Here is a 17566-nt window from a genome sequence, read left to right on the forward strand (position 1 = left end):
GCCAAGGAAATGCCCGCGCCCGACGGCCCGCTGTCGCGCGCGCGCCCGGGCCGCGAGCGCATCATGGCGGCCATCCGCACGGCAGCGGTGGCGGAGTTCAGCCTTCACGGGCTCAAGGGCACATCGACCCAGGCCATCGCGGCGCGCGCGGGCCTGACCAAGCCCCAGCTGCACTACTACATCGCGGGCAAGGAAGAGCTCTACGAAGAGCTGCTGATGCAGGTGCTGCATGCGTGGAAGGTGGTGTTTTCCTTCGAGGACGCGAGCGACCCGGCCACGGTGCTGGGCGACTACATCCGCAAGAAGCTCGACCACGCCATCGACAGCCCCGAGATGTCGCGCATCTTCACGCGCGAGATCCTCGACGGCGGGCGCAACCTCGACCGCTACTGGCCCAACGCGCGGGCGTGGACGCAGAAGAAGGTCGACGTCATCAACGGCTGGATCGCGCGCGGGCAGATGCGCCCGCTCGATGCGCGCATCCTGCTGATGCACATCTGGGCCATGACCCAGAGCTACGCCGACTACGCGATCCAGACGCGCGTGATGCTCGGCCTGCCGCCCGACGCACCGATCGACCGCGAACCGATCGCGCGCGAACTGGTGGCGTTCGTGCTGGGCGGCTGCGGCATCAAGGCGTAGCCGGGCGGGCGGCACGGCCGCCCCGCACCTCCAAAGTCGCCGCGTTGCACGGATTCGGTGCAGAAGCGGCGTGCCCACCGCGCTTTCCGGGCCACAGCCGCTGGCACGTCGCTTGCATAACCTGACCACTTGCTCTGATTAAGCGGTCAAAAACACCATGCGCGTGCTCGTCGTCTACTGCCACCCGGTCGAAACCAGCTTCCATGCCGCCCTGCACCAGGAGGTGCTGAAGAACCTGCGCGCCGCCGGGCACGAGGTGGACGACTGCGACCTCTATGCCGAGGGCTTCAACCCGGTGCTGTCGCGCGAGGAGCGGCTGGGCTACCACGAAGTGCCGTCCAACCAGCTGCCGCTCGCGCCCTACGTGGAGCGGCTGCAGTGGGCCGAGGGCATCGTGTTCTGCTTCCCCACGTGGTGCTTCGGCCTGCCGGCGATGCTCAAGGGCTACTTCGACCGGCTCTTCATGCCCGGCGTGGCCTTCGACATCAGCGACCCGGCCAACGTGAAGCCGATGCTCACGCACATCAAGCGCATCAGCGCCGTGGTCACCTATGGCCGCCCGCGCTGGATGGCGATGTACATGGGCGACCCGCCACGAAAGATCGTGACGCGCTACATGAAGCGGCTCACCGGCCAGAAGGCCAAGGTGGACTACCACGCCCACTACCACATGAACGTCGCGACCGAGCCCCAGCTCAAGCGCTTCATGGCGCGCGTGGGCCAGGCGATGGCGCGCTTCGCATGAACGCGCCCGCGCACATCGACAACCTGCGGCTGCCGCGCTGGCTGCTGCCGGCGGACTGGCCGCTGCACGAGGGCGTGCCGGTGCTGGCGCGCATCGAGATCGAGGCGGGCCGCGTGCATTCGGTGCGGCCGATGCGCGCTGCCGACCTGCCCGCCTCGTCGGGCTGGGACGCCGCCGGCAGGCTGGCGCTGCCCGGCTTCGTCGACGCGCACACGCACCTCGACAAGACCTTCACGCTGCCGCGCATGAAAGAGGTGCGGCCGGGCCTGCTCGGCGCCATCGACGCGATGCTCGCCGACCGCGTGCACTGGACATTCGCCGACGTGCGCGAGCGCGCCTCGCGCGGCCTGCAGTGGGCCTGGGAATGCGGCACCACGCATGTGCGCACGCACGTCGACTGGTGGGAGCCCGAGTCGCTGCCGATGGCCTGGCCGGTGATGGCCGAACTTGCGCAGGAATGGGCCGGCAAGGTGCGGCTGGAGCAGGTGAGCCTCATCAAGCTGCCGCTGTTCGAAGACGCGGCGCAGGCGATGCGGCTGGCCAAGCAGGTGAAGGCCACCGGGCCGCATGCGCTGCTCGGCGGCTTCGTGCACTCCACCAACTGGAGCGAGAACGCGCTGCGCAACCTGCTGGTCGCGGCGCAGGCCTGCGACCTCGACATCGACCTGCATGTGGACGAAGAGCTCAACGCCGCAGCGGTCGGGCTGCAGACCACGGCGCGCATCCTGCGCGAGATCGGCTACGAAGGCCGCGTGGTCTGCGGCCACATCTGCGCGCTCTCCGTCCAGCCTGAGGCGCAGGCCTTCGCCACGCTCGACGCGGTGGCGCGAGCGCCCATCACCGTGGTGTCGCTGCCCGCCACCAACCTGCTGCTGCAGGACGCCGTCACCGGCCGCACGCCGCGCCAGCGCGGCATCACGCTGGTGAAGGAAGCGCGCGAGCGCGGCATTCCGCTGCTGTTCGCGAGCGACAACGTGCAAGACCCCTTCTGCCGGCTCGGCAGCTTCGACCCGGTGGAAGCGCTGGGCACCGCCGCGCTGGTGGCCCAGCTCGACGAGCCTTTCGACAGCTGGTCGCAGACGCTGTGCCGCGGCGACTGGCTGCAGCGCGCGCCGGCGGCATCCAGCCCCACGCTGGTCGGCGCCAGGGCCGATCTCGTGCTGTTCACGCAGGCCGACCGCCACGGCTGGCCGTCGCGCACCGCCACCCGCGTGGTGCTTCGCGACGGCCGGGTGACGCACGGCGACGCGACGCCCTTCTTCACCAAGTAAAGAACACAAGGACTCCCATGCTCCACGGCTACATCCCGCCCCACCGCTTCCTGCCCTACCTGAGCTGGACCGAAATCGCCGCGCTGCCCGACCGCGAGAACACCGTCATCGTGCTGCCCTGCGGCGCCATCGAGCAGCACGGGCCGCACCTGCCGTGCTCGGTCGACAGCGTCATCTCGTCGGGCGTGATGGGCAAGGCGCTCGAGAAGCTGCCGGCGGATGTGCGCGCCTTCGCGCTGCCGCCCATCACCTACGGCAAGTCGGAGGAGCATTTGCACTTTCCCGGCACCATGACGCTGACCGGCACCACGCTGCTCGCGACAGTGACCGAGATCGGCGAGTCGGTGTACCGCGCGGGCTTTCGCAAGCTGCTGTTCGCCAACGGCCACGGCGGCCAGCCGCAGGTGCTGGAGATGGCCGCGCGCGAACTGCGCCTGCGCCACGGCGACTTCGTGGTGGTGCCGCACGGCGTGTCGCGCCTGCCGAGCGCGGCCAGCAAGCAGGTGAGCGAGCAGGAGAAGAAGCTCGCGATGCACGCCGGCCATTCCGAGACCGCGCTGATGCTCGCGCTGGCGCCCGAGACGGTGCACATGGAGCGCGCCGTGGCCAACTTCCCGCCGCCCTTTCCCATCAAGCTGCTGTCGGCCGACGGCCGCCCGGCCTGCGCCTGGACCGCGCGCGACTTCGGCCCGAGCGGCGTCATCGGCGACCCGACCACGGCCACGCGCGAACAGGGCGAAGCCATTCTCGAAACGCTCTCCGACAGCTGGGTGCAGGCGCTGACGGAGCTCCACGCGCTGCGCTGGGTCGTGCGCGAGGAAGCCACCTGGGAGCGCGGGCACCAGCAGGGCTTCATCCAGCAGCAGTTCGAAGCCGCCTGAGCCTGCTTCTTGCATCGGCCCGTTCACCGCATTCTTTTTCCTCGAAAACTCTCCAGCCTCCGAAAGGTCCCCACCATGCGCTCCTTCGCACTGTCCCTGGCCGGCGCCGCCGCCATCGCCTTCCTCGCCACCGCGCCCGCGCAGGCCGAGGACAAGTTCACCTACATGACCAACTGGTACGCGCAGGCCGAGCACGGCGGCTTCTACCAGGCCGTGGCGCAGGGCATCTACAAGAAGTACGGCCTGGACGTGACCATCAAGATGGGCGGCCCGCAGGTCAACATCACGCAGATGATGGCCGCCGGCCAGGCCGACTGCATCATGGGCTCGAGCGACATCCAGATGATGCAGGTGCGCGAAGGCGGCGTGCCGGTGGTCAACGTGGCGGCCTTCTTCCAGAAGGACCCGCAGGTGCTGATCGCGCACGACGATGTGAAGAAGTTCGAAGACCTGAAGGGCAAGACGCTGCTCATCGGCGCGCAGGCGCAGCGCGGCTACTGGCCCTGGCTGAAGGCCAAGTTCGGCTTCACCGACGAGCAGACGCGCCCCTACACCTTCAACATCCAGCCCTTCGTGGCCGACAAGAACACCGCGCAGCAGGGCTACCTGACCTCCGAGCCCTATGCCATCCAGAAGGCCGGCGTGAAGAGCACGGTGCTGATGTTCAGCGACCACGGCTTCCCGGCCTACGCCACCACCGTGTCGTGCATGGAAAAGACGCTGAAGGACCGCAACAAGCAGGTCGCCGCCTTCGTGAAGGCCTCGGCCGAAGGCTGGAAGAGCTACCTCGCCGATCCGGCGCCCGCCAACGCGCTGATCAAGAAGGACAACCCCAACATGACGGACGACCAGCTGGCCTACAGCGTCGCCAAGCTCAAGGAAATGGGGATGATCACCGGCGGCGACGCGTCCAAGCTGGGCATCGGCGTGATGACCGATGCGCGCGCCAAGGCGAGCTACGACTTCCTCGTGAGCGCGAAGCTGCTCGACCCGGCCAAGGTCGAACTCGCAAAGACGTACAGCACCGAGTTCATCAAGGACGCCAAGGTCCTGCCCTGATCTTGCCAAGGCCCGCCGCATGAACCGCATCGAACCCCACACCCTGGCGCCACCGCCGGAACTCTCGCCTTCGGTGCCCGCCGTCGAAGTGCTCTCGGCCGAGAAGACCTACCCCAACGGCACGCAGGCGCTGCTGCCGGTGGACCTGTCGATCGCCGAGGGCGAATTCGTCACGCTGCTCGGACCCTCGGGCTGCGGCAAGAGCACGCTGCTGAAGATGGTGGCGGGCATGCTCGAGCCCAGCGACGGGCGGCTGCTGGTGTGGCGCAAGCCGGTGGGCCAGTTGCACGACAGCGCACGCAAGATGTCGTTCGTGTTCCAGTCGCCCACGCTGATGCCGTGGGCCAGCGTGCGCACCAACGTGCGGCTGCCGCTGGACCTGGCCGGCGTGCCGCGCAAGGAGGCCGACGCGCGGGTGATGGAGTCGCTCGCGCTGGTCGGGCTGGAGAAGTTCGCCGACGCGCTGCCGCGTGCGCTCTCGGGCGGCATGCAGATGCGCGTGTCGATCGCGCGCGGCCTCGTCACGCAGCCCGACCTGCTGCTGATGGACGAGCCCTTCGGCGCGCTCGACGAGATCACGCGCCACAAGCTCGACGCCGACCTGCTCGAGCTGTGGCGCAAGAAGAAGCTCACCGTGATCTTCGTGACGCACTCGATCCACGAAGCCGTGTTCCTGTCGAGCCGCGTGGTGATGATGGCCGCGCGTCCGGGCCGCGTGGTCGAGCAGTTCCACATCGACGAACCGTACCCGCGCAGCGCCGACTTCATGGTGACGCCCGAATTCGCACGCCACGCCAAGCAGCTGCAGGACAGCCTGCTGCGCGCCAGCAGCACCGACGAGGAGCACGCGCGATGAAGAAGAACATTCCCCTGATGAGCCAGCCGCGCGTGCAGCGCGTGCTGTACCCGGTGCTGATCGGCGTGGTGCTGGTGGCGCTGTGGCAGTGGATGGTGGTGGCGATGGAGCTGCCGGCCTACCTCGTGCCCTCGCCCTATCTGATGATGCAGACGCTGGTGACCGACTGGACGCCGCTGGGCAACGCGCTGCTGGTCACGCTCAAGATCACGCTGCTGTCGTTCCTGCTGGCCACGGTGGCGGGCGTGCTGATCTCGTTCCTGTTCGTGCAGAGCAAGCGCATCGAGACCGCGCTCTTTCCGTACGCGGTGTTGCTGCAGGTGACGCCCATCGTGGCGGTGGCGCCGCTGATCATCATCTGGGTGAAGAACCCGGTGGCCGCCATGACGGTGTGCGCGGCGCTGGTGGCGCTATTCCCGATCATCAGCAACACCACGCTGGGCCTGCGCAGCATCGACCCCGACCTGCAGAGCTACTTCAAGCTCAACCGCGCGACGCGCTGGCAGCAGCTGGTGCGCCTGCGCATTCCGAGCGCGCTGCCGTACTTCTTCGGCGGCCTGCGGATCTCCAGCGGCCTCGCGCTGATCGGCGCGGTGGTGGCGGAGTTCGTCGCGGGCACGGGCGGTTCCGGCGCAGGGCTGGCCTACCAGATCCTGCAGGCGGGCTTCCAGCTGAACATCCCGCGCATGTTCGCCGCGCTGCTGCTCATTTCCCTCACCGGTGTCGCGCTCTTCGTGCTGATGGCCTGGCTCACCAAGGTGGCGCTGGGCTCGTGGCATGCGAGCGAACTTTCCCAGGATTGACCTTGACCATGAATGCACCCGTTTCCGCCATCGAGCAACTGCTGCTCGAGCTGCCCGACCTCGACTGGATCACCGACGAAAGCCGCGTCACGCGGCTGTCCTCCGACTTTTCCTGGTTCAGTCCTGTGCTGGTGCGCCAGCTCAAGGACAAGCGCGCCGACGTGGTCGTGCGCCCGCGCACGGAGGAAGAGATCCGCGCCGTGGTCGGTGCCTGCGCGCGCCGCGGCGTGCCCATCACCATCCGCGGCAGCGGCACCGGCAACTACGGCCAGACCACGCCGCTGGCCGGCGGCGTGGTGCTCGACATGACGGGCTACAACAGCTGCCTGTGGGTGCGCCCCGGCGTGGCGCGCGCGCAGGCCGGCATCCGCCTGGGCGAGCTCGAAAAGCAGACCAGGCCCACGGGGCAGGAGATGCGCTGCGTGCCCTCCACCTACCGCAGCGCCACGCTGGGCGGCCTGTTCGGCGGCGGCTTCGGCGGCGTGGGCTCCATCAACTACGGGCCGCTGGGCGCGCCGGGCAACGTGATCGGCATCCGCGCGATGAGCATCGAGGCCGAGCCGCAGGTGGTCGAACTGCGCGGCGCCGAGGCCATGCGCATGCACCACCTGTGGGGCACCAACGGCCTGGTGCTGGAACTGGAGATCGCCCTGGCGCCTGCGCATCCGTGGCTCGAAACCCTGGTGACCTTCGACGACTTCGAGCGCGCACTGCACTTTGCCGACAAGCTCGCGCACGCGCCGGGCATCGTGAAGCGCGGCGTGAGCTTTTTCGCCGCCCCCATCTCCGACCATCTGGCGCAGCTCGCCGCGCACCTGCCCAAGGGCTGCCATACGGTGCTGTCGCTGGTGGCCGAATCGAGCGAGCCCGCGCTGCTGCAGTTGGTCGAAGCACACGGCGGCTCCGTGGGCTACAGCAAGACGGCGGCGGAGGTGCAGAAGAGCAACCGCACGCTGATGGAGTTCACCTGGAACCACACGACGCTGCACGCGCTCAAGATCGATCCGACGCTGACCTACCTGCAGAGCGGCTTCGTGCCCGGCAGGCATGTGGAGCAGGTGATCGAGATGGAAAAGCTGCTGGGCGCGAACGGCGAGGTGATGATGCACCTGGAGTTCATCCGCAACGTGGCGGGCCTCATGACCTGCAGCGGGCTGCAGCTGGTGCGCTTCAGCACCGAGGAGCGGCTTCAGGAGATCATGCGCATCCACCGCGAGCACAACGTGCACATCAACAACCCGCACGTGAACATCGTGGAAGACGGCAAGGCCGGCGGGCCGCTGCCGCCGGAAGTCATCGCGGTGAAGAAGCGCTTCGACCCGATGGGGCTGCTGAACCCCGGCAAGCTGCGCGACTGGCCGGTGAAGGGCGCGGGGGGCGCCTGAGGCCGCTAATCGCGGCCGCGGCGGCGCAGCAAGAAGGCTGCGGCCACGATGCCCATCGCCAGGATCCACAGCGGCCACAGCCCGAAGGGCGCGACCCAGCGCGCGTAGGGCGTGAGGCCGCGCCGGCCTTCGACGCTGGCTTCGAGCACGCCGCGCGTGAGGCGCGGCAGTTCGTGCGTCACGCGGCCTTCGGCGTCGATCACCACGGTGGCGCCGGTGTTGGTGGAGCGCACCATCGGCCGCGCGAATTCGAGCGCGCGCATGCGCGAGATGGACAGGTGCTCGTCGATTGCCACCGAGTCGCCGAACCACGCGATATTGCTCACGTTGAGCAGGATGGTCGGGGCGCTGGCCTCGTCGCGGAAGTTCGCGCCGATCTCGTCGCCGAACAAGTCTTCGTAGCAGATGTTCGGCGCGATGCGCTGGCCCTGCCAGACGAAGGGCGCCTGTGCGAGGCCTCCGCGCGCGAAGTCGCCGAGCGGAATGTTCATCATCTGTATGAACCAGCGAAAGCCCGTGGGAATGAATTCGCCGAACGGCACCAGGTGGTGCTTGCTGTACTGGTAGACCTGCGAGGCGCCGGGCTGGAAGCCCAGCACCGAGTTGCTGTAGGTGCCCGGGCCGCCGAGCCCCGTCATGGGCAAGCCGACGATGGCCGCCTGGCTGCCCTGGCTGTAGCGCGCCCGGATGGCGTCGAGGTAGCCGGGCGGCAGTTGCTGCGGCAGCAGCGGCAAGGCGGTCTCGGGAGTGACGACGAGCGAGGCCTTGGCATCGCGCAGTTGCTCGCCGTACCAGCGCAATGCGGTCTCGATGCCGCCGCCCGGAATGAATTTCTCGTCCTGCGGGATGTTGCCCTGCAGGAGCGCGACGTTCAGGCTGCCGGTCGCGCCGCCCGCGCCCCGCACGTCGTCGCGAAGCGGCGGAACGAGATGCGGCACGGCGAACACCAACGCGAGGAGCACCACGCCCGGCACCGCGTCGGCCATGCGAACCGGGCGATGCAATGCGACCAGCGCAGCCACCAGCGCAGCCGCCGCCCCGATGCCGTAGACGCCCACCCACGGCGCGAGCGCCGCGAACGGCCCCTCGACGTGCGCATAGCCGCCGGCGCCCCATGGAAAGCCGGTGAACCAGCTGCCGCGCACGAGTTCGGCGAGCGTCCAGAGCGCCGCGAACACCAGCGCGCCCGTCACACGCCCTTTCGGGCCGCGCACCACGAACCATGCCGCTGCCGCGGCGTAGTAGAGCCCCAGCGCGGCGGCCAGGGCCAGCACGGCAATGGCCGCCAGCGGCGCGGGCAGGCCTCCGTAGGTGTGCATCGAAATGAAGAGCCACCAGAAGCTGCCGGTGAGCCACGCGGTGGAGAACAGCCAGCCGTGCAGGCCGGCGCGGCGCCAGCCCGCTCCCTGCGCGCGCAGGCCGTCGAGCAGCCAGACCAGCGCGCCGAGCGACAGCAGCTGCAGCCACCACAGCGGCTTGCCGCCAGCGGGCGAGGCCATCGAAAGCGCCTGGGCGAGGCCGGCCGCACCGAAGCCGAGCAGGCGGAACAGGTTGGCGAGCGGGGAAGCCGGCGCGCGCGCCATCAGTCGGCCGCGTCGCTGCCGCGGGCCGGAGACACCTTGAACCAGCGCACAGCGCCGCCCTTGGTGTGCAGCACCACGAAGTCGAAGCCGCCCATCGCGTGGTGCTCGCCGCGCTTGGGCACGTGGCCCATCTCGTGCGCGATCAGCCCGCCGATGGTGTCGAAGTCTTCGCTGAGCTGCTCTTCGTTGAAGACGATGCCGAATGCCTCGGCCACGCGCTCGATGGGCGTGTCGCCGGAGACGCGGTAGGTGTGGTCGGCCAGGCCGAAGATGTCGCCTTCGTCCTCGGCGATGTCGAACTCGTCCTCGATCTCGCCGACGATCTGCTCGAGCACGTCCTCGATGGTGATGAGGCCGGCCACGCGGCCGAATTCGTCGATGACGATGGCCAGGTGGTTGCGGTTGCCGCGGAACTCGCGCAGCAGGTCGTTCAGGCCCTTGCTCTCGGGCACGAAGGTCGCCGGCCGCAGCAGCGCGCGGATGTTCAGGCCCGGCGCGCGCTGCAGCTTGAGCAGGTCCTTCGCGAGCAGGATGCCGATGATGTTTTCTTTTTCGCCCTCGTACACCGGGAAGCGCGAGTGCGCGGTGTCGATGATGAGATGCAGCAGCGCGTCGAACGGGGCGTCGATGTTGATGACGTCCATGCGCGGCGCCGCGACCATCACGTCGCCGGCCGTCATGTCGGCCATGCGCAGCACGCCCTCGAGCATCACGCGCGACTCTGCGCCGATCACCTCGTTGTCCTCGGCGTCCGCTAGGGTTTCGATCAGCTCGTCGCGCGAGTCGGGACCGGGGTGGATGAATTCGGCGAGCTTCTGGAGAAAGCCGCGCTTGTCTTCCCGTTCTACGGGAGCGCGTTCAGGGTGAGGTTCGGCCACTGCGGGAGGGCGGAGTTGAGGAAGGGCAAGGATACCGGATTGCGTGTGACACGCTCCACCGTACGGCCGGCATAGGCCGTACGGGAACCGCCGGACGAGCTCAGGGGGCGGATTTCTTGCGGGCTTCGCGCATGCCGCTGCGCATTTCCTGCAGGCCGGCCAGGAAGGCCCAGAACTGCTTGGCGCGGCTCTTGAGGGCGAAGTCGACGGCGGCGTAGTGCTCGAGCGCGATCTCGCTCATGCGGCTGTCGAAGGTGGCGCTGGGCAGCTCCAGGTGGGCCTCGGCCTCGGAGCCGCTGCGCACCACGGTGGCGCCGGCGTTGCGGGCGATCTTCAGCATGGCGGCGTTCTCGCTCAGCGCATGGATGAAGAGCATGCCCACGCCTTCGTTGCGGGCCACGACCACGGCACGCTCGAACAAGCGGGCGCCATAGCCCCGGCCGCGCGCATGCGCCGAGACCGACACGCCGAATTCGGCGCAATCGCTGTGCTGGTCGCCGGGGGCGAAGGCCAGGTGCGCCATCGCAATGAGGTCTAGGCGGCGGTTGTAGATGCCGAAGAGTTCGTCGCGCTCGAAATCGAGGCTGTCGACGTAGCGCTGGACCTGCTCGTCGGCCGCCGCGTAGCCGAAGCGCAGGTAGCGGTCGTGCGGGGAGAGTTCGAGCAGGTGGCGCGCGATGCGCTCGCGTTCGCGGGGACCGATCGAGCGGATCGGCACCATCACGGGTTGAGGCGCGCTGGCAGCGCGTGGTTGCGCCTCAACCATCGGCGCTTTCAGGAAAGAGCCAAGGCCGAGAGACGCCTTGAGAAGGGTCTTGGCGGTGAGCATGGCTCAAATGTAAGGGTTTTCCCTTAATCATCAAGCCGCCAGGGTCAATTGCGGGACACGGTCCGTGAATCAGTGCCGAATCGCGTGGCGCCCGAGCAACCCGCCTGCCTGGGTCGTCAGACGGGAACGGCCGTCGTGGCCTTGACGCGATCCAGCACGAAGCTGGTCTTGCAGTCTTCGACACTGGGGTGCTTGAGCAGCGTGTCCATGATGAAACGGCTGTAGTGGGCCATGTCGGCCACCACTACGCGCAGCAGGTAGTCCATGTCGCCGGTGAGCGCGGCGCACTCGACCACCTCGGGCCAGGTCTGGACGCTGGCGCGAAACAGGTCCATGGGGTTGCGCTTGTGCGTCTCGGTGTGTTTTTCGAGCCGTACGTTGAGGTAGGCGGTCAGCCCCAGGCCGATGGCTTCCGGCTGCACTAGGGCGACATAGCGATCGATGACCCGGCTTTCCTCCAGCCGCTTGACCCGCCGCAGCACGGCGCTGGGCGACAGGCTCACCTGCTCCGCGAGTTGATCGTAAGTTGCGCGCCCGTCTGCTTGCAGCGTGCGCAGAATGAGCCTGTCAATCTTGTCCAGTGCTTCCATTTCCATATTCTTGCAGTTTTACTGCGCGAAGGCCATCGCAAGCGCCCGGAAACGCAGAAAACCTGAGAGCCATCCACCCTACATTGCATGACTGGCCGATTTCGCGCCTTTTCATTGAATACCCCACACCTTTCCGGAGACCACGCATGAGCCAAGCCGACGCACCCGCCTTCACCCCCTGGGAGAACCCCATGGGCACCGATGGCTTCGAATTCATCGAGTACGCGGCACCCGATCCGGTCGCCATGGGCAAGGTGTTCGAGCGCATGGGCTTCAAGGCCGTGGCCAAGCACCGCCACAAGAATGTGCTGCTGTATCGCCAGGGCACCATCAATTTCATCCTGAACGCCGAGCCCGACTCGTTTGCGCAGAAGTTCGCGCGCGAGCACGGCCCGAGCGTGTGCGCCATCGCCTTCCGCGTGCAGGACGCCAAGCAAGCCTACGAACGCGCCACCGCACTCGGCGCCTGGGGCTTTGCCGACAAGGCCGGCCCAGGCGAGCTGAACATCCCCGCCATCAAGGGCATCGGCGACAGCCTGATCTACCTGGTGGACCGCTGGCCCGGCAAGAACGGCGCGAAGCCCGGCGACATCGGCAACATCGGCTTCTACGACGTCGACTTCGAGGCGCTCCCCGGCGTCGCGCCCGAGCAGGCGCTCTCGCCGTTCGGCAACGGCCTGACCTACATCGACCACCTGACGCACAACGTGTATCGCGGCCGCATGAACGTCTGGGCCGGCTTCTACGAGAAGCTCTTCAACTTCCGCGAGATCAAGTACTTCGACATCGAAGGCCAGGTGACGGGCGTGAAGAGCAAGGCCATGACCAGCCCCTGCGGCAAGATCCGCATCCCGATCAACGAAGAGGGCAAGGAGCAGGCCGGCCAGATCCAGGAGTACCTGGACATGTACAAGGGCGAGGGCATCCAGCACATCGCCATGGGCTCGGACGACCTCTACGCCACCGTCGACGCGCTGCGCGCCAACGGCGTCACGCTGCTGGACACCATCGACACTTACTACGAGCTGGTCGACAAGCGCATCCCCGGCCACGGCGAGAGCGTGGAAGAGCTGCACAAGCGCAAGATCCTGATCGACGGCAAGAAGGACGCCCTGCTGCTGCAGATCTTCAGCGAGAACCAGCTCGGCCCGATCTTCTTCGAGTTCATCCAGCGCAAGGGCGACGACGGCTTCGGCAACGGCAACTTCAAGGCGCTGTTCGAGAGCATCGAGCTCGACCAGATGCGCCGCGGCGTGCTGAGCGCCGCAAAATAAGCGCTTCTTCATTGCTCCAGGAGCCCGGCATGCGCAGCACGTTTTCGATCGGCCTGACCATCATCGCGGCGGCTGCCGCCGTTCTTTCAGGCTGCGCCATGCCGCCGGCGGCAGCGCCGATGGCCGGCTCGCACCTGGACGCGGTGCAAAAGGCCGCCGTGCTGCGTATCTGCACGCCGGGCGACTACAAGCCCTTCAACTTCCAGAAGGCCGACGGGGCTTTCGAGGGCATCGACGTCGACCTCATGACGGGCTTCAGCGCCAGCCTCGGCGCAAGGCCGGAGTGGATCAAGACCACCTGGGCCAACCTGCTGCCCGACCTTGCCGCCGGCAAGTGCGACATCGCGGTGGGTGGCGTCTCGGTCACCACCGACCGGCAAAAGCGCGCCTTCTTCAGCGCGCCCTACATGGTCAACGGCAAGACACCCATCGCACGCTGCGCCGACGTGGCCAAGTACCAGAGCGTGGCCGACATCGACAAGCCGTCGGTGCGTGTCATCTTCAATCCGGGCGGCAGCAACGAACGCTTCGCCCGCGCCAATTTCAAGCAGGCCAAACTCACGCTGCACGGCGAGAACGTGACGATCTTCGACGAGATCCTCGCGAACCGCGCCGATGTGTTCGTCACCGAGGCGGCCGAGGCCATCACGCAGCAGAAGCTCAAGCCGGGCCTGTGCGCGATCAATCCCGACAAGCCGCTGCAGTACGGCGAGATGGCCTGGATGCTGCCGCGCGACGACGTGGCATTCAAATCGTACGTCGACCAGTGGCTGCACCTGCAGCAGGCCGGCGGCGACTTCCAGCGCACGATGGACCGCTGGCTCAAGTAACTCTTCTTCTCCGAGATCGTTTTCCATGGACTCCCCCGCCGCCGCCGCAGTTGTCACCCCCGCCGTGTATGGCGCCTCGGACCGCCCGCCGCGCGGCGACTACTCGCGCGGCGGCACCGTGCTGGCCGACTACACCTGCCCGCAGGACTGGGCGAGCTACACGGCCGCCGACCATGACACCTACAAGCGGCTCTACGAGCGGCAGGCCGCGCAATTGCCGGGGCTGGCCTGCGATGCCTTCATCAAGGCGCTGCCGTCGCTGGGCGTGAAGGACCGCATCCCGCGCTTCGAGGAGCTCAACGAGCGGCTGCATCGCGCAACCGGCTGGGAGATCGTGGCGGTGCCGGGGCTGATTCCCGAGCTGCCGTTCTTCACGCTGCTTGCGAACCGCAAGTTTCCGGTGACCGACTGGATCCGCAAGCCCGAGGAGTTCGACTACATCGTCGAACCCGACGTTTTCCACGACCTGTTCGGCCATGTGCCGATGCTGTTCGACCCCACCTTCGCCGACTACGTGCAGCGCTACGGCGCAGGCGGCATCAAGGCGCACGAGCTGGGTGCCGGCGAAAAGCTCGCGCGGCTGTATTGGTACACGGTGGAGTTCGGGCTGATCCGCCAGCCGGACGGCCTGCGCGCATACGGCGCCGGCATCCTCAGCTCGGTGGGCGAGCTGAAGCACGCGGTGCTCAGCGAAGAGCCGCTCAGGCTGCCGATCGACCTGCTGCGCGCCATGCGCACGCGCTACAAGATCGACACCTACCAGGCCAACTACTTCGTGATCGAAAGCTTCGCGCAGCTCTTCGACCTCACGGCGCCCGACTTCACGCCGCTGTACGAAGCGCTCCAGGTCGCCACCGACATCGAGGCCGGCGTGCTGCTGCCAGGCGAGACGGGCAAGGCCTGAGCCATCCGGTCGCCGCGCGGCTATCGCGCGCGCGACAGCGCAAGCCCGTGCCCTAGGACAAGCCCGCTGGCGGCGGAGGCGCACTGCCTCCCACAATCCGCGCCAAAGGAGCTTGCATGCAGACATCCGCGCGACAAAACTATCCTGCCGGCGTACCGCACGAGATTCATCCCGAGCAGTACCGGTCCTTGCCCCACATGTTCGAGGAAGCCTTCGGCCGCTATGCCGACCGGCCGTTCTCGGTCTGCATGGAGCGGTGGATGTCTTTTGGCGAACTCGACACGCTGTCGAAGGCGCTCGGCGCGTGGCTGCAGTCGCGCGGGCTCGAGCCGGGAGCGCGCGTGGCGATCATGCTGCCCAACATTCCGCAATTCGCGGTCACGATGTGCGGCGTGCTGCGCGCGGGCTACACATGCGTGAACGTCAATCCGCTGTACACGGCGCGCGAGCTGGAGCATCAGCTGAAGGATTCGGGCGCGACGGCCATCGTCATTCTCGAGAACTTCGCGTCGACGCTTGAAAAGGTGATCGAGCGCACGCCCGTGAAGCATGTGGTCGTGACGTCGATGGGCGACCTGCTGGGCGGCCTGTACGGCGCGTGGATCACGATCGCGGTGCGGCATCTGGCGAAGATCGTGCCGGCCTACAAGCTGCCCCTGAGCGACGAGCGCTCGGTCACGCCTTTCACGCAGGCGATCACCGAGGGACGCGGCCGCACGCTGGGACCCGACCGCAGCACGCTCGACTCCATGGCATTCCTGCAGTACACGGGCGGAACGACGGGTTTGTCGAAGGGCGCGGTGCTGACGCATCGCAACATCGTCGCCGCGACACTGCAGGCCGAAGCCTGGTTCACGCCGGCACTCGAACGTGCCGGCGACCTGTCGAAGGTCAACAGCATCGCGGCCCTGCCGCTGTATCACATCTTCGCGCTGACGCTGTGCCTGCTGGCGATCCGGCAGGGCTCTCACATGACGCTGATCCCTAACCCGCGCGACTTCAACAAGTTCATTGCGGTGCTGAAGAAGCGGCCCTTCCACATGCTGCCCGCGGTGAACACGCTGTTCAATGCGCTGTTGATGCATCCGGAATTCAAGACGCTCGATTTCTCGACGCTGTTCGTTTCGCAGGCGGGAGGCATGGCGGCCTCTGAAGGAACGGCACGCAAGTGGTTTGAGGTCACCGGCTGCCCGATGATCGAGGGCTGGGGAATGAGCGAGACCTGCGCGATCGGGACGAACAACCCCGTGTCGAACACCGAGTTCACGGGGACGATCGGGCTGCCGCTGCCGAGTATCGAGATCGCGATCAAGGACGACGAAGGCAATTCACTACCCGTGGGGCAGTCCGGCGAACTCTGCATCAAGGGCCCCAACGTGATGGTGGGCTACTACAACCAGCCCGCCGAGACCGCAGCGGCGTTCACGGCAGATGGCTTCATGCGGACCGGAGATATCGCGGTAATGCAGGAAGATGGCTACAGCCGGATCGTCGATCGCAAGAAAGACATGATCCTGGTGAGCGGCTTCAACGTGTTTCCGAACGAGCTGGAAAATGTGATTTCGCTCTGCCCCGGGGTCGTCGAATGCGCGGCTGTGGGTGTACCCGACGAGAAGCAGGGAGAGGCGATCAAGGTATTCGTGGTGCGAAGGGACCCGGCATTGACCGAGGACGCGGTGCTCCAGTATTGCCACTCGCAGCTCACCGGCTACAAGCGGCCCAAGCACATCGAGTTTCGGGAGTCGCTGCCGAAGACGAATGTGGGCAAGATCCTGCGGCGGGAGCTTCGCGCCAGCGCGGGCGCCTGAATGAGCCAATCGTCGGCAAGCGCCGGTCTTCCGGCGAACGTAATCGTGCTCGAGCGGGGATGGCTTTCTTCGAACAACATCTTGTTCCTGGGCGTCCACGAGACAGCAGTGGTCGACACCGGATATGCGACGCATGCGGAGCAGACGGTGGCACTGGTCGAGTCGGTGCTTGGAGATCGGGCGCTTGATCGCATCCTGAATACGCATCTGCATAGCGATCATTGCGGAGGCAACTCGGCGCTGGAGGAACGCTATCCATCGGTTCGCATCGAGATACCGCCTGGCGAGGCGGCGCTGGTGGAGCGTTGGGACGAAAGCGGCCTGAGTTTTTTGGCGACGGGACAGACTTGCCCGCGGTTCGGCTTCGCGGGACTATTGCAACCGGACACCGAGTGCATGCTGGGTGACAGGCCGTGGCAGGTTCATGCGGCACCTGGGCACGATCCGCACTCGATCATCTTGTTCGATGCAGCATCGCGAACGCTGATCTCCGCGGATGCGCTGTGGGAACACGGATTCGGGATTGCTTTTCCTGAGCTTGCTGGCGAGCCTTCATTCGGGGACATGGCGGCAACGCTGGACTTGATCGAATCGCTTCAGCCTTTGCGGGTGGTTCCAGGACACGGTGGGGTCTTCGACGACGTCAGCAAAGCTCTTTCTGTCGCACGCAAGCGCCTCGACGGATTGCAGCGCGATCCGGTCAAGCACGCGCGGCATGCGATCAAGGTGCTGATGAAATTCAAGCTGCTGGAAATGCAGGTTGTGGCTCTCGAGGAATGGCGGCTGTGGCTGCACAGTACGCCGTACTTGGCCATGATTCACGTCCGGTTCTTTGGAGGCGTTGAATTCGATCAACTTACCGCTGATATCTTGCAGGAATTGTTTGCAGCAGGAGCTGCGGAGAAAGACCAGATCGCGATTCGCAATCTTTGAAAGATGGGGCGTATTTGTCTGCTCCCCCAAAGCAAAAAACCCCAGTCATTTCTGACTGGGGTTTTCTGGGCTGTAAGAGCCTGACGATGACCTACTTTCACACGGGAACCCGCACTATCATCGGCGCTGAGTCGTTTCACTGTCCTGTTCGGGATGGGAAGGAGTGGTACCAACTCGCTATGGTCATCAGGCATAAAGGGTTGCCTGGTTGATCGGGAGATCAACCGGACGAATTCATAGAGTTTGGAATCAGCTTTTGGCGAATTGTTTTGAATGCGTCAACTTGGCATAACAC

17 protein-coding genes and 1 rRNA gene are annotated in these 17566 nt (G+C 66.5%); 13 read left to right on the forward strand and 5 right to left on the reverse strand.

Annotated elements, in window-relative coordinates; all coding sequences use genetic code 11:
* The 8 genes from AC1RVW_RS29135 to AC1RVW_RS29170 form a co-directional block, all read left to right on the forward strand.
* Positions 1-642 (forward strand): TetR family transcriptional regulator C-terminal domain-containing protein (locus AC1RVW_RS29135; protein ID WP_493204147.1); only part of this gene is annotated, 642 nt, incomplete at its 5' end.
* A gap of 157 nt (positions 643-799) precedes the next feature.
* Complete coding sequence (locus AC1RVW_RS29140) at positions 800-1387, forward strand: NAD(P)H-dependent oxidoreductase (protein ID WP_493204149.1); 588 nt, start codon at positions 800-802, stop codon at positions 1385-1387.
* Entirely contained in the window at positions 1384-2658 is a 1275-nt protein-coding gene (locus tag AC1RVW_RS29145) for an amidohydrolase family protein (RefSeq protein WP_493204151.1), read from the forward strand. Before AC1RVW_RS29140 ends, AC1RVW_RS29145 begins: the two co-directional genes overlap by 4 nt.
* 17 nt (positions 2659-2675) lie before the next feature.
* Complete coding sequence (locus AC1RVW_RS29150; protein ID WP_285414268.1) at positions 2676-3539, forward strand: creatininase family protein; 864 nt, start codon at positions 2676-2678, stop codon at positions 3537-3539.
* A 75-nt stretch (positions 3540-3614) separates the two neighbouring features.
* Positions 3615-4598 (forward strand): ABC transporter substrate-binding protein, encoded by a 984-nt coding sequence (locus tag AC1RVW_RS29155; protein WP_285414269.1) that lies wholly within the window; start codon positions 3615-3617, stop codon positions 4596-4598.
* Positions 4599-4617: 19 nt separating this feature from the next.
* Positions 4618-5454, forward strand: coding sequence for an ABC transporter ATP-binding protein (locus tag AC1RVW_RS29160; protein WP_081270157.1), 837 nt, complete (start codon positions 4618-4620; stop codon positions 5452-5454).
* Complete coding sequence (locus AC1RVW_RS29165) at positions 5451-6257, forward strand: ABC transporter permease (protein WP_081270158.1); 807 nt, start codon at positions 5451-5453, stop codon at positions 6255-6257. The genes AC1RVW_RS29160 and AC1RVW_RS29165 overlap by 4 nt, the downstream gene beginning before the upstream one ends.
* A gap of 8 nt (positions 6258-6265) precedes the next feature.
* Positions 6266-7642: an FAD-binding oxidoreductase gene (locus AC1RVW_RS29170; protein WP_493204154.1), complete on the forward strand. Its 1377-nt coding sequence runs from the start codon at positions 6266-6268 to the stop codon at positions 7640-7642.
* A gap of 5 nt (positions 7643-7647) precedes the next feature.
* Here AC1RVW_RS29170 and lnt read toward each other — a convergent pair whose 3' ends face one another.
* From lnt to AC1RVW_RS29190, 4 genes are all read right to left on the reverse strand, one after another.
* On the reverse strand, positions 7648-9225 hold the full coding sequence (lnt, locus tag AC1RVW_RS29175; protein ID WP_493204156.1) for an apolipoprotein N-acyltransferase: 1578 nt from the start codon (positions 9223-9225) through the stop codon (positions 7648-7650).
* A complete protein-coding gene (locus tag AC1RVW_RS29180; protein WP_106936684.1) occupies positions 9225-10103 on the reverse strand; it encodes a CorC family transporter in 879 nt (292 codons plus the stop codon). The genes lnt and AC1RVW_RS29180 overlap by 1 nt, the downstream gene beginning before the upstream one ends.
* A gap of 100 nt (positions 10104-10203) precedes the next feature.
* Positions 10204-10932 (reverse strand): GNAT family N-acetyltransferase, encoded by a 729-nt coding sequence (locus AC1RVW_RS29185; RefSeq protein WP_081270161.1) that lies wholly within the window; start codon positions 10930-10932, stop codon positions 10204-10206.
* Positions 10933-11048: 116 nt separating this feature from the next.
* A complete protein-coding gene (locus AC1RVW_RS29190; RefSeq protein WP_081270170.1) occupies positions 11049-11522 on the reverse strand; it encodes an Lrp/AsnC family transcriptional regulator in 474 nt (157 codons plus the stop codon).
* A gap of 146 nt (positions 11523-11668) precedes the next feature.
* Between AC1RVW_RS29190 and hppD the strand changes: the two genes are divergently transcribed.
* The 5 genes from hppD (at position 11669) to AC1RVW_RS29215 (ending at position 17271) form a co-directional block, all read left to right on the forward strand.
* A complete protein-coding gene (gene hppD, locus AC1RVW_RS29195; protein ID WP_081270162.1) occupies positions 11669-12796 on the forward strand; it encodes a 4-hydroxyphenylpyruvate dioxygenase in 1128 nt (375 codons plus the stop codon).
* A gap of 29 nt (positions 12797-12825) precedes the next feature.
* Positions 12826-13626, forward strand: a complete 801-nt coding sequence (locus tag AC1RVW_RS29200; RefSeq protein WP_493204160.1) for a transporter substrate-binding domain-containing protein — start codon at positions 12826-12828, stop codon at positions 13624-13626.
* Between the two features lie 25 nt (positions 13627-13651).
* Positions 13652-14530 carry a phenylalanine 4-monooxygenase gene (phhA, locus tag AC1RVW_RS29205; protein ID WP_493204162.1) on the forward strand — a complete coding sequence of 293 codons (879 nt, stop codon included), beginning with the start codon at positions 13652-13654 and terminating at the stop codon, positions 14528-14530.
* 116 nt (positions 14531-14646) lie between these two features.
* Positions 14647-16338: an AMP-binding protein gene (locus AC1RVW_RS29210; RefSeq protein ID WP_493204164.1), complete on the forward strand. Its 1692-nt coding sequence runs from the start codon at positions 14647-14649 to the stop codon at positions 16336-16338.
* Positions 16339-17271, forward strand: a complete 933-nt coding sequence (locus AC1RVW_RS29215; RefSeq protein WP_493204166.1) for an MBL fold metallo-hydrolase — start codon at positions 16339-16341, stop codon at positions 17269-17271. It abuts the gene before it with no gap.
* 78 nt (positions 17272-17349) lie between these two features.
* On the opposite strand, the gene rrf is transcribed toward AC1RVW_RS29215, so the two are convergent.
* Positions 17350-17462 (reverse strand): 5S ribosomal RNA (gene rrf, locus AC1RVW_RS29220).
* Positions 17463-17566 lie beyond the last annotated feature (104 nt).

The organism is Variovorax sp. MPBD4-3, assembly GCF_058809745.1.